This is a genomic window from Streptomyces sp. NPDC088246, from assembly GCF_044741025.1.
Classification (GTDB): Bacteria; Actinomycetota; Actinomycetes; order Streptomycetales; family Streptomycetaceae; genus Streptomyces.
The window spans coordinates 178,204-193,677 of sequence record NZ_JBIURV010000002.1 but is presented as its reverse complement, the minus strand read 5'-3'; the positions used below and the strand labels follow the sequence as shown (position 1 = coordinate 193,677).

Sequence of the window (15,474 nt, the reverse complement as noted above, 5' to 3'; positions counted from 1 at the left end):
CGTACATGCCGAACCCGCCCGTATGGTCACGCCGTACCCTGCTCGCCCTCTCGACCGCCGCCGCCCTGGCGGTCTCCCTCCCCGGTTCCGCGACGGCCGCGGTGGCCGCCGAGGCCGACGAGTTCGACACCCTCCGCCTGCGCTGGGCCGGCATCGCACTCGGCGCCGGCTTCGATGCGGCCGCCGAACCCTACGCCTCCCGCCTCGCCGAAATCGGCACGCTCGCCCGGGGGTTTTGGGCCACGATGAGCCCGGCCGCCGACTCGCTGTGGCCCGGCATCACGTACAACCCGCCGTCCGGCATCACCCAGGGATACAGCCGCCTGTGGACGATGACCCAGGCGTACGCCCAGCCCGGCACCGGATCGACCGGCGACGCCGCCCTGCTCGCCGACATCATCCGCGGTTACGACCACCTCGCCCGGACGGCCTACCACTCCTCCGTCACCCCGTACGGCAACTGGTGGGAGTGGCAGATCGGCAGCCCGCGCATTCTCATGGACATCACGTCCGTCCTGTACGAGAACCTGGGCACGGCCCGCGTCGAGGCCGCCTGCGCCGCCGTCGACCACTTCATCCCCGACGCCGTGCTCCACGACTACAGCGGCACCTCCACCGGCGCCAACCGAGTCGACCTGTGCCGCTCCGTCGCCCTGCGCGGCGTCCTCGGCAGGGCGCCCGCGAAGGTCGCACTGGCCAGGGACGCGCTGTCACCCGTCTTCCCGTACGTCACCGAGGGGGACGGCCTGTACGCGGACGGGTCGTTCATCCAGCACACCACCGTCGCCTACTCCGGCACCTACGGCCAGGTCATGCTCGACGGCCTCGGCCGCCTCTTCGCCCTGCTCGCCGGATCGACCTGGGCCGTCACCGATCCCAACCGGCAGATCATCCTGGACAGCGTCGAGCGCGCCTACGCGCCGCTGATCTACAACGGCCTGGTCATGGACAGTGTCAACGGCCGTGCCATCAGCCGGGGTTACCTGAAGAGCGACGAGCTTCAGGTGATGCGCGGCGACCACTTCCACGGGCAGGGCATCATCGCCGGGATCGCCCTGCTCGCCGAGGGTGCCTCGGTGGCCGAGCGCGACCGGTGGCACGGCATGATCAAGGGCTGGATCGCCCGCGACCGGACCAGCCCGATCCTCACCGCCCGCCAGTTCGGCATCGCGGACCTGGCCCGGCTGCACGCGGTCCGGGCCGCAGCCGTGCCGGCCGCGCCCGAGCGGGTGGGCCACCACCTCTTCGCCGAGATGGCCCGCGCCGTGCACCGCCGCCCGGACTGGGCCGCGGGCATCTCCATGGCCTCGGAGCGGATCTCGCACTACGAGTGCGGCAACGGCGAGAATCCGCGCGGCTGGCACACCGGAGCCGGAATGCTCTACTGGTGGCCGGGCGGGAAGGAGAACGACCAGTACACCGACTGGTTCTGGCCGACCGTCGACTTCTACCGCCTGCCCGGAACGACCGTGTCCACCAAACGGCTCGCCGACAAGGCGGGTGGCGAATGGGGCGCGCCCAAACCCGCGGTGAAATGGGTCGGCGGCGCCACGGACGGCGAATTCGGCGCAGTGGGCCAGCACCTCAAGGGCCTCGGCTCGACCCTGGACGCCCGCAAGTCATGGTTCTGCGTCGCCGACACGGTCATCTGCCTCGGCGCCGGCATCACCAGCACCGACAAGGTCCCCGTCGAGACGATCGTCGACAACCGCATGCTCGGCGAGGACGGCACGGCCCCCCTCACCGTCGACGACCGCACCGGCCCCCGCTGGGCCCACCTCGCGGGTCACGGCGGCTGGGTCTTCCCCGCCGGCGCCGACCTGCGCACCCTGCGCGAGGACCGCACCGGCGCCTGGTCCGACATCAACACCACCAGCTCCACCGAGCGCCGGACCCGCCGCTACCAGACCCTCTGGCTCGACCACGGCACCGACCCGGTCGACGCCGAGTACGTCTATCTGCTGATGCCCGGCGCCTCCCGCAGAACCGTCGCCGCCCGCGCGGCCGACCGGCACTGGCTGACCGTGCACGCCAACACCGCCGCCGCGCAGGCGGTCGCCGTCCGCTCGCTGGGGGTGACCGCCGCCAATTTCTGGCAGCCGGGTACGGCCGGTCCGCTCACCGTCACGGCCGCGGCGAGCGTGCTCGTACGGGAGGGACGGCGTTCCACGACCGTGTGCGTCAGCCGGCCCGACCGGACCGGTGCGCCGGTGGACGTGGTCTGGGAGCGGCCGGTACGGGAGGTCGTCTCGGCGGACCCGGGGATCGAGGTACGTGCCACCGGCCGACGGCTGGTGCTGAGGGTCGAGCCGGGAACGGAGGGGGGCACCCTGCGGTGCGAGGTCCGGTAGGCGCCGGGGCTCAGGAGGAGTGAGGAGCGGGGACGCAGGGCCGGGGTATCCTCGCGGAACTCCGCTGTGCGTCCCGCTCCGGTGACGGGCGAGGGAGCGGTGCGGGACCGGCCGGATGCCGTCCGCAAGGGCCCGCCCCCCGAGCGGACCACACTCCGAGGCTGACACGAGTGTGCAGCAGACCACAGTGACCCTTTGTCGGACTCACACAAAGACGGACCCGTAAGGGCTGGTACTTCGCCTGCATGCCCCCAAGGTTCTGTCAGGCTCCACCAGGAAACAGGTCAGGAGACTGTACGGAGTCGACGGCAGGATTTACTTGCCCGGCTTCGTAGGGTCGGTACATGACCGTTGTGGACGAAACCCCGGGCGAGCCGAGTGACACCCGTGGCCGTGTGGCCGAACTGCTGGCGCTGCGCGAGCAGGCCCGGCGCGGACCGAGTGACCGGGCGACCGAGGCGCAGCACGCCAAGGGCAAGCTGACGGCGCGTGAGCGCATCGAGCTGCTGGTCGACCCGGGTTCGTTCAAGGAGGTCGAGCAGCTTCGCCGGCACCGGGCGACCGGCTTCGGCCTGGAGCAGAAGAAGCCGTACACCGACGGTGTCATCACCGGCTGGGGCACGGTCGACGGCCGTACGGTCTTCGTCTACGCGCACGACTTCCGGATCTTCGGCGGCGCGCTGGGCGAGGCCCACGCCACCAAGATCCACAAGATCATGGACATGGCCATCTCGGCCGGTGCCCCGCTGGTCTCGCTGAACGACGGCGCGGGCGCCCGTATCCAGGAGGGCGTCAGCGCGCTCGCCGGATACGGCGGGATCTTCCAGCGCAACACCCGGGCCTCCGGTGTCATCCCGCAGATCAGCGTGATGCTCGGACCGTGCGCGGGCGGCGCGGCCTACTCCCCGGCGCTCACCGACTTCGTGTTCATGGTCCGCGAGACCTCCCAGATGTTCATCACCGGACCGGACGTCGTGAAGGCGGTCACCGGTGAGGAGATCAGCCAGAACGGCCTCGGCGGCGCCGACGTGCACGCCGAGACCTCGGGCGTCGCGCACTTCGCGTACGACGACGAGGAGACCTGCATCGCCGAGGTCCGCTACCTGATCGGGATGCTGCCGTCCAACAACCGGGAGAACCCGCCCACCGCGGCGAGCGACGACCCGGCCGACCGGCGCGGCGACGTCCTGCTCGACCTGGTGCCGGCCGACGGCAACCGCCCGTACGACATGCACAAGGTCATCGAGGAGCTCGTCGACGACGGCGACTACCTGGAGATCCACGAGCGCTGGGCCCGCAACATCATCTGCGCCCTGGCCCGTCTGGACGGCCAGGTCGTCGGCATCGTCGCCAACCAGCCGCAGTCCCTCGCCGGTGTCCTGGACATCGAGGCGTCGGAGAAGGCGGCCCGGTTCGTCCAGATGTGTGATGCATTCAACATTCCCATCATCACTCTTTTGGACGTACCCGGCTTTCTGCCCGGGGTGGATCAGGAGCACGGTGGAATCATTAGGCACGGTGCGAAGCTGCTCTACGCGTACTGCAACGCCACTGTGCCGAGGATCTCGCTGATCCTGCGCAAGGCCTACGGCGGTGCGTACATCGTGATGGACAGCCAGTCCATCGGTGCGGATCTGACCTACGCCTGGCCGACCAACGAGATCGCGGTAATGGGCGCCGAAGGTGCCGCCAACGTCATCTTCCGTCGGCAGATCGCCGACGCCGAGGACCCGGAAGCCATGCGGACCCGCATGGTCAAGGAGTACAAGGCCGAACTGATGCACCCGTACTACGCCGCCGAGCGCGGTCTGGTCGACGACGTCATCGAACCTGCCGAGACCCGCGAGGTGCTGATCGCCTCGCTCGCCATGCTCCGCTCCAAGCACGCCGACCTGCCGTCCCGCAAGCACGGCAACCCCCCGCAGTAGTCCGCAGCGTCGCAGTCACCCTGCCGAGCCCGCGAAGACCTGCCGATGAAGACGGAGAAACCACCCATGAACACTGCCGCCGAGTCCGTGCTGCGTGTCGAGAAGGGTCTTGCCGACCCCGAGGAGCTGGCCGCCATAACCGCGGTCCTGCTCGCCCGCGCCGCCGCCCAGCCCGCCGCGACCCCCGCCCACCGTGGCCGCAGCACCGCCGGATGGCGCCGCCTGGAACGCACCCCGGGCTTCCGCGCCCCGCACTCCTGGCAGGGATGAGCTTTTCTGTCCTCATCGCCGGACGGGCTTGACCAAGCCCGTCCGGCGACTGAGGACAACGCTTGAGGACGCAGCGCAACCGTGAGGCCCCGCACTCCCGAAGGAGTGCGGGGCCTCACGCATGTCTGCCGGGGCGGCGAGCCCTACCGCAACCGAGCCATCAGCGCATGCTCCACCAGCGTGATCAGCGCACTCTTCGCATCCGCGCGGTGCCGCGCGTCCGTTGTGAGAATGGGCGTGTCGGGTCCGATCTGGAGCGCTTCGCGGACCTCGTCGGGGGTGTAGGGCTGGTGTCCGTCGAAGCCGTTGAGGGCGATGACGAAGGGGAGTCCGCTGTTCTCGAAGTAGTCGACGGCGGGGAAGCAGTCGGCGAGGCGGCGGGTGTCGACGAGGACGACGGCGCCGATGGCGCCGCGGACCAGGTCGTCCCACATGAACCAGAAGCGGTCCTGTCCGGGCGTACCGAAGAGGTACAGGATCAGGTCCTGGTCCAGCGTGATGCGGCCGAAGTCCATCGCCACCGTCGTGGTGGTCTTGTCCCCGGTGTGCGTCAGGTCGTCGATGCCCGCGGACGCGGACGTCATCACGGCTTCGGTGCGCAGCGGATTGATCTCCGAAACGGCACCGACGAACGTGGTCTTACCCACGCCGAAGCCCCCTGCCACCACGATCTTCGCGGAGGTAGTGGAGCGGGCTGCTCCGCCGCTAGAGCTTGCGAAGTCCACTGAGCACCCTTTCGAGCAGTGTCACATCTGGCTGGCCGCCGGCGGACTCTTCGCCGCCGGGCTGATGGATAGCGACGAGTCCGGCCTCTGCCAGGTCGGCTACGAGGATCCGGGCAACGCCGAGCGGGATCGAGAGCAGTGCCGAAATCTCGGCGACCGACTTGATCTCGATGCACAGCCGGCAGATCCGCTGGTGCTCGGGCAACTGCCCTTGCAGCCGGGACGGATCGGCCGTGGTACTGACCAACGCCTCAATGGCGAGTTGGTAGCGCGGTCGGGTCCGGCCGCCGGTCATGGCGTACGGACGGACCAGCGGATTGTGCGCGGCCGGTTCGGCCGGCTCGGGGGCCTGCCGCGGCTGTACAGGCTGAATGCGGGGCGACTGGGGCGAGTCGTAGCGGTGCGGCCGCTGCGGAGGCCACCCGGGACCCTGCTGGGCGCTCTGCGGCCGCTGCGAATAGGGCTGATACGGCTGCTGTGCGCCCTGCCTGCTGGGTGTGGAGGGGAAGTTGAAACGATTGTCCCCGTGCTCACCCGGCACGTTCTGGCCACCGTCGTACCGGTGTCCGCCTGGGGGTGTTGCCACGATTCCTCCTCCGCCTGCCGGTCCCGATCCCAGTGGGTCCGCGCCACCGCACCTTATGACTCGGTGGCGCGAAACGCACTGTCTGTCTACTAGTTAAGAAGACTTCCCTGAAGTTCGGCGCGGAGGTCCGGGGTGAGGACGGTGCCCGCGCGGTCGACAAGAAGGGCCATTTCGTACCCGACCAGACCGATATCGGCGTCCGGGTGGGAGAGAACGGCCAACGAAGATCCGTCGGAGATGGACATGATGAAGAGGAATCCGCGCTCCATCTCTACAACTGTCTGATTCACGGCACCGCCTTCGAAGATCCGCGAGGCGCCCGCGGTCAGCGAGGTCAGACCGGAGGCGACAGCCGCCAGCTGGTCCGCGCGGTCGCGCGGAAATCCTTCGGACATGGCCAGCAGGAGTCCGTCGGCGGAGACCACCACCGTGTGCGACACCCCGGGGGTGTTGTCCACGAAGTTGGTGATCAACCAGTTCAGATTCTGCGCCGCCTGGCTCATCGGGCTCACACTAACGCTCCTGGTTGTAGGTATTACTTGTGTCCGAACCCGCGTTACGTCCCCGCAGCACGCCCCGCCGCAGGTTGCTCAACCTGCCGCGGACGTCCTCGGGGGCGCGGGAGACCTGAGGGCCGTCCTGCCGGGTCTGCTCCGCCGTGCCCTCGACCAGATTGGCCTTGGGTACCCGCCGGGGAAGTCCGGACGGGGTGACCCCGCCCGCCTTCGGCTCCCGGAGCTTCTCGGCCCGCTCCCAGCGCTCGTCGTTCGCCGAGCGCCAGTCGTCGGAGCCGTTCCCGTCCTGCTGCGCAGGCGACTGCCGCTGCGGCGGCTCCTGCTGCGGCTGTTGCTGTTCGGCGACGGGCCGGTTGTTCCCGCGGCCGGTGGGCTGCCAGTGCTGCTGACCGCCCCGGCGCGGCAGACCGGCTTCGGTCATCTCGTGGCCGGGGTTCGCGGTGGGCCCCGGACGGTCGAAGCCTACGCGTTCCTGCGGCTCGGCGGGGGTACTTGGGACAGATTCCGCTTCGACATCTGCCGGCGGCTCGTACGCGCCCTGGTAGGCGCTCTGATCCGGCCACTCGTCCTGGTGGGGCTGGGGGGCGAACTGCTCCTCGTACGACTGCTGCGGGACCTCACCGGCCGCATAAGCAGCCTCCGCATAGCCGCCCTGATGAGCGTGGTCGGGCTGCTCGGTAAAGCCCGCGTCGCCGCGGTAGGGGTCGTAGCCGCCCTCGTACGGAGCCTGCTCGTACTGCTCCTGCTGCGGCTCCTGGGCGTACCCGCCCTCGGCGTACCGGTTGTTGGCGTACTCGTTCCCCGCGGGCTGGTTCGCGGTGTACTGCTCCTGCGGGAACTGCGGGCGCTCGCCGGCCGTCTGTGCCTCCAGCGCGGCCCGGCGCTCCTCACGCATCAGCGAGCGGCCCACCGGGTCCAGTTGCGCGGTGTCCACCGACTGCTGCTCATAGCGCGAGTCGTCGAAGCCGAGCTCCGCCGCCGTGCGCATCTGGGGCTGGTGCGGCAGCTGTTCGAAGGTCTGCTGCTGCGGAATGATCGAGGAGACGGTGAAGTCGTCCTGCGCGGCAGCCGGTTCGCCACCGCCACCGTGGGTGATGGCGTCCGGCAGCATGACCAGCGAGGTCGTTCCGGCCTGCTCGCCCGAGGGGCGCAGCTGGACCCGGATGCCGTGCCGGTCGGCGAGCCGGCCGACCACGAACAGACCCATCCGCTGGGACACCGCGGCGTCCACGGTCGGCGGGTTGGCCAGCCTGTGGTTGATGTCGGCGAAGTCTTCGGCGGTGAGGCCGATGCCCTTGTCGTGGATCTCGATCATCACGCGACTGTCGGGCAGCCGGGTCGCCGTGACCCGCACCTTGGTCTGCGGCGAGGAGAACGTGGTGGCGTTCTCCAGCAGCTCGGCCAGCAGGTGCACGAGGTCGGTGACGGACTGGCCGTGGATCTCGGTCTCCGGCACCCCGGAGAGCTCGATGCGCTCGTACGACTCCACCTCGGAGGAGGCAGCCCGCAACACGTCGACCAACGGGACCGGCTGGTTCCAGCGGCGGCCCGGCTCCTCGCCGGCGAGGACGAGGAGGTTCTCGCCGTTGCGGCGCATACGGGTGGCCAGGTGGTCCAGCCGGAAGAGGTTCTCCAGCTGGTCCGGGTCGGCCTCGTTGTTCTCCAGGTCGGTGATGAGGGTCAGCTGGCCCTCGATCAGCGACTGGTTGCGGCGCGACAGGTTGGTGAAGATCGCGTTGACGTTGCCCCGCAGCATGGCCTGCTCGGCCGCCAGCCGGACCGCCTCGCGGTGCACCTGGTCGAAGGCGCGAGCGACCTCACCGATCTCGTCGCGGCTGTCGATCGGGATCGGCTGGACGCGGGTGTCGACCCGGCCCGGATCGGCCCTGGAGAGCTGGTCGACCAGCATCGGCAGCCGCTGCTCGGCGATCCCGAAGGCGGCCGTACGCAGCCGGCGCATCGAGCGGCTCATCTGCCGGGCCATCAGCCCGGCCAGGGCGAAGGCGGCCAGCAGGGCGACGATCACGACGGCGGCGTTGATGACGGCGTCGTTCTTGGCGCTGGACGAGATGTCCGCGGCTTCGGTCACGGCCTTGTCGACGAGCTCGTTCTCGACCGTGGTGTAGCCGTCGAACTTGGCGGTGGCGGCCGCCATCCAGGTCTCGGGTGTGATGCCCTTCGCGGCCAGCTTCTCGGGCGACTTGCCCTGCCCGATCTGCTGCGCCATGCCGTCGAAGACCGAGCCGTCGACACTGGGCGGCGCGACGAACGGGACACCCGCGGCGTCGGCCTGCTCCTTCGCCTTCTTCAGCTTCTTCGCGCCGTCGGCCGACTTGGCGGCCATGACCTGCTCAAGCCGGGCTGCGTCGGCCTCCGTACCACCGGAGATGAACTCGCCGAGCGCGATCTGCTCCAGGTAGTTGTACGAGCCGAAGGCCTTGACCTGCGCGTCGAACTTGGCGCCCTCCTGGCTCGGACGCACCAGCAGATGCATACCGATGGAGCGCTGAAGCGATTCTGCAGCCTTGGCGAGCTCGATCGCGTAGACAGTACGGCCGTAGCTGGTGATGTTGCCGGTGCCCAGACCCAGCTCGTTGCAGAACTCCATCAGGGAGTGCTGCACCTGGATGTAGCCCTCTTCCGTCTTCACCGGGTCCATGGCCTCGGCGTAGGCGGCCTTGCGCAGCTCGGGGAGCTTGGGCTCCTCCAGCCGGAACAGCTGGAGACGCCGTTCCAGGCCCGGCTTCTCGGGCAGGTCCTTCACGGCCGTGTCGAACTTGGACGCGGCCGCGTCGGTGGTGGCCCTGACCTGGCTGACAACGGCGGCGTCACGCTTGTTCGACAGCAAGGGCTGAGCGGAGAGGTCACGCTCATTGAGGAGCGCCTGACCGTACACGGAGGCCGCGCGCACGACCAGCGCGGTCTTCTCGGCGTCCTGCGCCTCTCGCCAGGTGTCGATCGACCCCTTCACCTGGAAGCCGCCCATGACCAGGCCGACCAGCACCGGGATCAGGAGGATCGCGTTCAGCCGAGTGGGCACCCGCCAGTTGCGCGGGGACATCCGGCTGCTGCTTCCACCGGACGTCACTGCCTCGGACACACCGGCAGGCGACGCCGCGGCGCGCGGCGGCGGGGTGAAGTTTCCCCGCTCCCGCTGCGCCGCGGCGCCCTCGTTGCTTCGCCTCACTCGACCAACAACCTCTCGGCGTCGGCACCTACGTTGTGCCGTTTTTTGTTCAGAGCCGTACTACTGGGGAGTTCGTCGAATTCCAGCACGGGGACCGGCCGCGTTCCAAACAGTCGGAACCAGCCATTCCGAGTGGTCCAGGCCTCAGATAAAACGGGCATAAAGAGCGAGCCCCGTCAAAAGGCGGGGCTCGTGTGAGCGCAGCGGTACCGAGTGAATGCATCGGGTGCTGAACGCGGGACAATTCTCTGTCGAAACGTTATGAACACGGGGGCGGATCGTGTCAAAGGACACAGTCCACCCCCGTTTGGCTACAGTAACTGCCTTGAATCAATACAGACTTGTGCCTACTTCAGCCGCGCCATCAGAGCGTGTTCCACGAGCGTGATGAGGCCGCTCTTGGCATCCGCGCGGTGCCGCGCGTCCGTCGTGATGATCGGGGTGTCGGGTCCGATCTGGAGCGCTTCGCGGACCTCGTCGGGGGTGTAGGGCTGGTGTCCGTCGAAGCCGTTGAGGGCGATGACGAAGGGGAGTCCGCTGTTCTCGAAGTAGTCGACGGCGGGGAAGCAGTCGGCGAGGCGGCGGGTGTCGACGAGGACGACGGCGCCGATGGCGCCGCGGACCAGGTCGTCCCACATGAACCAGAAGCGGTCCTGTCCGGGCGTACCGAAGAGGTACAGGATCAGGTCCTGATCCAGGGTGATGCGGCCGAAGTCCATGGCGACGGTCGTCGTCGTCTTGCCGCCGGTGTGCGTCAGGTCGTCGATGCCGGCGGACGCGGACGTCATCACGGCTTCGGTGCGCAACGGATTGATCTCCGAAACGGCACCGACGAACGTGGTCTTACCCACGCCGAAGCCCCCCGCCACCACGATCTTGGCCGAGGTGGTGGCGCGGGCCGCACCGCCGCTAGAGCTTGCGAAGTCCACTGAGCACCCTTTCGAGCAGCGTCACATCCGGCGCGCCGCCGGCCTCTCCATTGCCCGGCTGGTGGATGGCCACCATGCCGGCTTCCGCCAGGTCCGCGACAAGAATCCGGGCCACACCGAGCGGCATCGACAGCAGCGCCGAGACCTCGGCCACCGACTTGACCTCACGGCAGAGGTGGCAGATCCGCTGGTGCTCGGGGAGCAGCGTCCCCAGATGCGCGGGGTCGGCCGTGGTGGAGACCAGCGCCTCGATCGCGAGCTGGTAGCGCGGTCGGGTCCGGCCGCCGGTCATGGCATACGGGCGGACCAGCGGCTGGTCGCCTTCACCGTCGTACGACGCGTGGTGCAGTGCGCCGTACGGATCGGGTGAGGCGGGTGGCGGGGTCATGAATCCTCCGGGCGTGACAGCAAGGGGGTCGGCCTGCCGTCTGAAGGGGCCGGTGGGGGGCTCTAAGCGGCCGAACGGGCTGGGGATGAGGGCGTTACCTGGGGCAATCGAGTCTGTCATCGATCCACGGCCGCCTAGTGGAGCAGGCTGCCTTGGAGCTCGGCGCGGAGGTCCGGGGTGAGGACGGTGCCCGCACGGTCGACCAGAAGGGCCATTTCGTACCCGACCAGACCGATGTCGGCGTCCGGGTGGGCGAGCACGGCCAGCGAGGAGCCGTCCGAAATGGACATCAGGAAGAGGAACCCGCGTTCCATCTCCACCACGGTCTGGCTGACGGCGCCGCCTTCGAAGATCCGGGAGGCGCCCGCGGTCAGCGAGGTCAGACCGGAGGCGACAGCCGCCAGCTGGTCCGCGCGGTCGCGCGGAAATCCTTCGGACATGGCCAGCAGGAGTCCGTCGGCGGAGACCACCACCGTGTGCGACACCCCGGGGGTGTTGTCCACGAAGTTGGTGATCAACCAGTTCAGATTCTGCGCGGCCTGACTCATCGGGCTCAACTAACGCTCCTGCTGGTGAGTGGGGCCGAGGGGAAAACTTCCGGTCGACTGGCCGTTGTTGGCCTGCCGTCCCTGCTGGATGCCCCGGCGGAGATTGGTCAACCGCCCGCGCACATCATCGGGCGCACGCGACACCTGAGGACCGGACTGATGGTTCTGCTGCTGGGCGGTGCCCGGCACCAGATTGGCGCGGGGTACCCGGCGAGGCAGTCCGGAGGTGGTCACTCCGCCTGCCGCGGGCTTCTTGGCCCGCTCCGCCTGCCGTACGAGTTCGTCGTTCGGCGAGGGGCGCCAGGAGCTTGTGGTGGCGCCCGTGTCGCCTCCGCCGCGGCGCGGTGCGGCGGGAGCGGGGCGCTCCTGGTCCGACTGCTGCGGGAAGGCGGACGCCTGCGGCTCGGCGGGCGGCTGCTGGCCGCTCTGCTGCGGGCCGTGGAACCAGTTCGTCTCCAGGGTGTCGTACAGCGGCGTACGACCGTCCCCGGGCCCGGCCGGAGGCAGCGCCTCGGGCTGCGGCTGCGGCGGCAGGACCGGGCGGTACTGCGCGTCACCGTTGGGCACGGCGGGCGGACGCGGGGCACCGAAGTCCCCGTTGTCCCGGCCGTGCTGACGCGGTGCCGGCAGGCCCTGGTCCTGCGCCCGCGCGGGCTGCGGCCGTCCGAAATCGGGGCGGGCGAACTGCGCGGTGCTCGCCGGGTCCTGCGGAGACTGAGCCTGCGGGGCCGGGCCCGAGAAGTCCGGGCGGGCGAACTCGGCGGTGGAGCCGGGGCCCTGCCGGTCGTCCATGGGCGGCCGCGGGGTGAGCGGCGGGCTCATCGGCCGCTGGAACAGGCCGGTGGACTCGGGCTCCTCGTGGCCGCGCGGGGCGTCCAGCGGAGCACGTCGCGGCGCGGACGGCTCCTCGGTGCCCCAGCTGGTGGTCTGCGGGCGCTGCGGCTGCGGGTTGCCACCGGGCAGCTCGGCACGTGGACCGCCGACCGGGGGCAGCTGACGACCGGGGCCGACCGGTCCGCCGGGCTGCTGGAAGCCGCCCTGGCCGCCCGGGTTCTGCCGGGCCTGCTGCGGCTGCGGGGACTGCCACGGGCTCGGGTCGTTCGACCGGCCCTGCTGGTCGCCGCGGTCCTGGCGGCCGGAGTCCTGGCGGCTGGAGCCGAACATGTCGGGCTGGGACGAGTCCGTACGGCCCGTTCCGTCGCCCTGGCCGCGGGCGCCGAGCCGGGCACCGTTGCCGAAGGCACCGGCGAGGCCGCCGCCCTGACGCTGCGGCTCCTGGCGCGAGGTGTCCTGCGGGCCGGTGTTGGACAGCCCGGCGGACTGGAAGCCGGCGTTCTGCTGACCCGGCTGGTTCTGCGGCTGGCGGTGGCCGCCGTCACGCGAGGGCAGCGCAGCACGCGGACCGGAGCCCGCACCGACCTGACCGCGCGCGGCACCCGGGCCCGCGGCGAGCCGGCCGGCCGGGGCCGACGGAGCGCCTCCGAGGCCGGGACGGGAGCCGTTGCCCGCGCCCGTATCGCTGCCGCCGCCGAGCAGACCGCCCGGGGCGGACGGCTGCTGACCCGGTACCTGCTTCGGGCCCGGCTGCTTGCCGCCGTGCGCGACGTCGACGGGGAGCATGACCAGCGCGGTCGTACCACCGGAGTCCGAGGGCCGCAACTGGATCCGGATGCCGTGACGCAGGGACAGCCGGCCGACCACGAACAGACCCATGCGGCGCGAGACCGAGACGTCCACGGTGGGCGGCGAGGCGAGCCGCTCGTTGATCGCCGCGAGGTCCTCGGGGGAGAGGCCGATGCCGGTGTCGTGGATCTCGACCAGCACCCGCCCGTCGGGCAGCGCGTGACCGGTGACCCGGACCTTGGTCTGCGGCGAGGAGAACGACGTGGCGTTCTCCAGCAGCTCGGCGAGCAGGTGCACGAGGTCGTTGACCACACGGCCGGCGACCTCGGTGGCGGGCACCGCGGCCAGTTCGATGCGCTCGTACTGCTCCACCTCGGAGGCGGCGGCACGGAGCACGTCGACCAGCGGGACGGGGCGGGTCCACCGGCGGCCCGGCTCCTCGCCCGCGAGAACGAGGAGGTTCTCGCCGTTACGGCGCATACGGGTCGCGAGGTGGTCGAGCTTGAAGAGCGAGGACAGCTGGTCCGGGTCGGCCTCGCGCGACTCCAGTTCGGAGATGAGCGAGAGCTGGCGCTGGATGAGGCCCTGGCTGCGGCGCGAGAGGTTGGTGAACATCGCGTTGACGTTGCCCCGCAGGAGGGCCTGCTCGGCCGCGAGACGGACGGCCTCGCGGTGCACGTCGTCGAAGGCCGCGGCCACCTTGCCGATCTCGTCCCGGGAGTGCACGCCGACCGACTCGACCGAGGTGTCGACGTCCTGCGGGTCGGCCTCGGAGAGCTGCTTGACGAGCTCGGGCAGCCGGTCCTGGGCGACGCGCGTAGCTGTGTCCTGCAGTCGCCGCAGCGAGCGGATCATCGACCGGGCGACGACGAAGGCGCCGACCAGCGAGACGCCGAGCACCAGCAGGATGAGCGCACCGCTGATGATCGCTTCGCGCTTCGACTGGTCGCGGAGCTCGCGGGCCTTGCCCTCCATGTCGCTGAGGAGGGTCTCCTCGATGGTCTTCATCGCCTGGATCTTGTTGGAGCTCTGTTCGTACCAGTCCAGGTAGGAACGCCGCGGAGTCCCGGCCATGCCCGAGGGGGTGTCCAGCACCTTGTTCGCGTAGGTGTTGGCGGCCTTGATCTCCGGGTTTCCCTCCTCCAGCGTGGCGGTCAGCTCGTCGGCGTTGTTGCCGGTCGCCTCGTACACCGCCTTGAAGGAGCGGAGCGCCGAACCCTCCTTGCGCAGCGCGGCGCGGCCGAACTGCCGGTCGTTCTGGTCGAGATTCCCAGCCTTCAGGCTGCCGCCCCCGCCCGGTAGCGCTGCGGCGATGATCGCTCGCTGGATCGACGCGTACTCCTTGGCGGAGGAGAAGGCCGCCAGCGCCCGGGTCCGCTTGATCATCTCCGAGTTGCTGGTCGCCTGCGCCATGTCCTGCGAGAGGCTCAGCAGCGAGGTGATCAGCTGGCTGTACTGGTCGACGGTCTGGAGACTCGGGGTGCCCTTGGTGTACGCCGTCTTGCGGATCTCGCGGATCTCGGTCAGCTGGCTGGCGATCTGCTGGACGCTCGCGTAGATGCCCTCGAGGGCCTCGTCGCCCGACGGGTCGCCGATCGCGTCCGTCGCGTTCAAGAAGGCCGTCTTCGCCTGGTCGGTCTTCTTGCGGGGCTGGGTGATCTTGAAGTCGTCGGGCTTCTCTTGGTGGGACAGCGGACCGGCCGAGCTGTCGCGCTCCTCCTGGAGCCTCTGGGCGAGCGTGGTCGCCTGGTTGGTCATCTTGGTCAGCAGCTGCATGTGATCCAGCTGCTGGATGTCGTTCATGGATTCGTTGATCCGCAGTCCGCCCAGCGTGGTCGCGGCGACCACGGGGAGGGCGAGCAGGGAGACCAGACGCGTGCTGATCCGCCAGTTGCGAAGAGCCACTCGTGAGCCCGTGCTGACGGGGCCCCGGGGCTTGAGCGACGAGATCGGATCGGTGCCGCTGCTCGCCGTGGCACCGGGGTGCCGGTCGCGGTCACCGCTGTCGCCGGCCGAGGCCGGTCCGGGGTTCTGGGCGTGCTGGGGCGAGGAACCGCGGTCGGTCCCGCCGGGCGGCTCCTGTTCCGCCGCCGCGCTGCCATCCCTCTTGAAACGTCCCTGCACTAGCGTCGCAACCTCTGGACCAGGCGCCCCTCCGCGCGAAGCGGGTGGGACGGTGTCGGCGTCGTGGGGCGTCGTGTCCGCCCCCTGGTGGTCGTGAGTGACCGGCGCTCTTCCCCTTCCCGCCGCCACTCGGCGCTGCGTTGCGCCCCTGCGCGCCGGCCTGAAACCCGCGGCGGTGCGTGGAATTCCAGCACAGTGCCGGATCTCCAACAAGGGCCCCGTACCGGGCTTAGACCTGGGTGACTCGGTGTGATGAAGGAGTGACGAACCGTGGAGCGTGTTCGCGGGCAAAGTGGATCA

11 protein-coding genes are annotated in these 15,474 nt (G+C 69.9%); 3 read left to right on the top strand and 8 right to left on the bottom strand.

Going from position 1 to position 15,474, the window contains the following annotated elements; genetic code table 11:
• The first annotated feature begins 5 nt into the window (after positions 1–5).
• The 3 genes from ACIPEK_RS03500 (at position 6) to ACIPEK_RS03490 (ending at position 4,549) form a co-directional block, all read left to right on the top strand.
• Positions 6–2,351: a polysaccharide lyase 8 family protein gene (locus ACIPEK_RS03500; RefSeq protein ID WP_401990064.1), complete on the top strand. Its 2,346-nt coding sequence runs from the start codon at positions 6–8 to the stop codon at positions 2,349–2,351.
• Between the two features lie 344 nt (positions 2,352–2,695).
• The gene (locus ACIPEK_RS03495) at positions 2,696–4,279 is read left to right on the top strand and encodes an acyl-CoA carboxylase subunit beta (protein ID WP_401990061.1); all 1,584 of its coding nucleotides are present in this window, start codon (positions 2,696–2,698) and stop codon (positions 4,277–4,279) included.
• 66 nt (positions 4,280–4,345) lie between these two features.
• Positions 4,346–4,549 (top strand): acyl-CoA carboxylase subunit epsilon, encoded by a 204-nt coding sequence (locus ACIPEK_RS03490; protein ID WP_383079046.1) that lies wholly within the window; start codon positions 4,346–4,348, stop codon positions 4,547–4,549.
• A gap of 143 nt (positions 4,550–4,692) precedes the next feature.
• Here ACIPEK_RS03490 and ACIPEK_RS03485 read toward each other — a convergent pair whose 3' ends face one another.
• From ACIPEK_RS03485 to ACIPEK_RS03450, 8 genes are all read right to left on the bottom strand, one after another.
• Positions 4,693–5,274, bottom strand: coding sequence for an ATP/GTP-binding protein (locus tag ACIPEK_RS03485; RefSeq protein ID WP_014048542.1), 582 nt, complete (start codon positions 5,272–5,274; stop codon positions 4,693–4,695).
• Positions 5,255–5,860 carry a DUF742 domain-containing protein gene (locus ACIPEK_RS03480; RefSeq protein ID WP_401990057.1) on the bottom strand — a complete coding sequence of 202 codons (606 nt, stop codon included), beginning with the start codon at positions 5,858–5,860 and terminating at the stop codon, positions 5,255–5,257. Before ACIPEK_RS03480 ends, ACIPEK_RS03485 begins: the two co-directional genes overlap by 20 nt.
• An 89-nt stretch (positions 5,861–5,949) precedes the next feature.
• Positions 5,950–6,363 (bottom strand): roadblock/LC7 domain-containing protein, encoded by a 414-nt coding sequence (locus ACIPEK_RS03475; protein ID WP_267007938.1) that lies wholly within the window; start codon positions 6,361–6,363, stop codon positions 5,950–5,952.
• 10 nt (positions 6,364–6,373) lie between these two features.
• Positions 6,374–9,562: a nitrate- and nitrite sensing domain-containing protein gene (locus ACIPEK_RS03470; protein WP_401990054.1), complete on the bottom strand. Its 3,189-nt coding sequence runs from the start codon at positions 9,560–9,562 to the stop codon at positions 6,374–6,376.
• Positions 9,563–9,909: 347 nt separating this feature from the next.
• A complete protein-coding gene (locus ACIPEK_RS03465; protein WP_072487286.1) occupies positions 9,910–10,491 on the bottom strand; it encodes an ATP/GTP-binding protein in 582 nt (193 codons plus the stop codon).
• Positions 10,472–10,879, bottom strand: a complete 408-nt coding sequence (locus ACIPEK_RS03460; RefSeq protein ID WP_003966010.1) for a DUF742 domain-containing protein — start codon at positions 10,877–10,879, stop codon at positions 10,472–10,474. The genes ACIPEK_RS03465 and ACIPEK_RS03460 overlap by 20 nt, the downstream gene beginning before the upstream one ends.
• 134 nt (positions 10,880–11,013) lie before the next feature.
• Positions 11,014–11,436 carry a roadblock/LC7 domain-containing protein gene (locus ACIPEK_RS03455; RefSeq protein ID WP_003966009.1) on the bottom strand — a complete coding sequence of 141 codons (423 nt, stop codon included), beginning with the start codon at positions 11,434–11,436 and terminating at the stop codon, positions 11,014–11,016.
• Positions 11,437–15,174, bottom strand: a complete 3,738-nt coding sequence (locus tag ACIPEK_RS03450; protein ID WP_401990051.1) for a nitrate- and nitrite sensing domain-containing protein — start codon at positions 15,172–15,174, stop codon at positions 11,437–11,439.
• Positions 15,175–15,474: the final 300 nt, after the last annotated feature.

Bases quoted from the DNA above. Each gene is read 5' to 3' on its own strand.
- ACIPEK_RS03475 (WP_267007938.1), bottom strand. From the start codon at position 6,363: ATGAGCCAGGCGGCGCAGAATCTGAACTGGTTGATCACCAACTTCGTG.
- ACIPEK_RS03490 (WP_383079046.1), top strand. From the start codon at position 4,346: ATGAACACTGCCGCCGAGTCCGTGCTGCGTGTCGAGAAGGGTCTTGCC.
- ACIPEK_RS03495 (WP_401990061.1), top strand. From the start codon at position 2,696: ATGACCGTTGTGGACGAAACCCCGGGCGAGCCGAGTGACACCCGTGGC.
- ACIPEK_RS03460 (WP_003966010.1), bottom strand. From the start codon at position 10,879: ATGACCCCGCCACCCGCCTCACCCGATCCGTACGGCGCACTGCACCAC.
- ACIPEK_RS03500 (WP_401990064.1), top strand. From the start codon at position 6: ATGCCGAACCCGCCCGTATGGTCACGCCGTACCCTGCTCGCCCTCTCG.